At 43.8% G+C, this 1,557-nt stretch carries 1 protein-coding gene; it reads left to right on the forward strand.

Annotated elements, in window-relative coordinates:
- Window positions 1-1,557 (forward strand): alpha-keto acid decarboxylase family protein (locus H9Y04_RS49005; protein ID WP_187820134.1); only part of this gene is annotated, 1,557 nt, incomplete at both ends.

Consider the following 1,557-nt stretch of genomic DNA (forward strand, 5'->3'; position numbering starts at 1 on the left):
CTTTGGGCCGTTACCTCTTTGAGAGACTTTCTCAACTCAATGTCAACTCCATCTTTGGAGTTCCTGGAGACTTTAATTTAAGTTTATTGGATAAGATTTACGAGGTGGATGGCATGAGATGGGCAGGAAATGCAAATGAACTTAATGCTGCTTATGCAGCCGATGGATATTCGAGAATCAAAGGTTTATCCTGTTTGGTGACGACTTTTGGAGTTGGTGAACTTTCGGCACTCAATGGTGTGGCTGGTGCCTATGCTGAGCATGTTGGACTCTTGCACGTTGTTGGAATTCCCTCAATCACCTCCCAAGCTAAACAGTTGTTGTTGCACCATACTTTGGGAAACGGCGATTTTACAGTTTTTCATCGCATGTCAAACAATATTTCGCAGACAACGGCGTTTATCTCAGATATCAACCATGCACCCAAAGAGATCGATAGATGTATCAGAGAAGCCTATGTGTACCAGCGTCCCGTATATGTGGGATTACCTGCTAATTTGGTTGATTTGAAGGTTCCTGCTTCTTTATTGGACACTCCACTTGACACATCGTTGAAACCTAACGATCCAGATGCGCAAGAAGAGGTTGTGGATCTCGTTTTAAAGTTGATTTCCGAGGCCAAAGATCCTATAATTTTGGTGGACGCTTGTGCTTCAAGACACAATTGTCGTGGTGAGGTGGAAAAGTTGGTGGATGTTACCCAATTTCCAGTTTTTACCACTCCAATGGGTAAATCTACCATCAACGAATCCCATAAAAGATTTGGTGGAGTTTATGTTGGAACTTTATCGCAGCCTGAAGTGAAGGAGGCTGTTGAAAGTGCTGATTTGGTGCTTTCTGTGGGCGCCCTTTTGTCTGATTTCAACACTGGTTCATTTTCCTATTCTTACAAAACCAAAAATATTGTCGAATTCCACTCCGATTACACCAAAATCAGACAAGCTACTTACCCTGGAGTCCAGATGAAAGAGGCACTTAGAAAACTCTTGGAAAGTGTCGCACAAGCCCTGAAAGGCTACCAACCATGTCCGGTTCCCAACGTCAAATTGCTCAACACTCCCGGTCCAGCTTCGACTCAATTGAGCCAAGAATGGCTCTGGACAAAAGTTTCTTCGTGGTTCCGGGAAGGAGACATTATCATTACCGAAACCGGTACTTCAGCTTTTGGAATTGTCCAGTCTCGGTTTCCCAACCAAACCGTGGGAATTTCGCAAGTTTTGTGGGGCTCAATTGGGTTCACAGTTGGAGCCACTTTAGGCGCTGTTATGGCAGCCCAGGAAATTGACCCGGCTAAGAGAGTCATTCTCTTTGTTGGAGACGGTTCGTTGCAATTGACAGTCCAGGAAATCTCCACCATGGTCAAATGGGAAACCACTCCATATCTTTTTGTTTTAAACAACGACGGTTACACCATCGAAAGATTGATCCACGGAGTCAATGCCACTTATAACGACATTCAACCATGGAATAATTTGGCGCTTTTACCTTTGTTCAATGCTAGAAACTACGAAACTTACCAAGTTTCTACCACTGGTGAAATTGACAAATTGTTCTCCG

The organism is Streptomyces polyasparticus (assembly GCF_014493765.1).
GTDB classification, from domain to species: domain Bacteria; phylum Actinomycetota; class Actinomycetes; order Streptomycetales; family Streptomycetaceae; genus Streptomyces; species Streptomyces polyasparticus.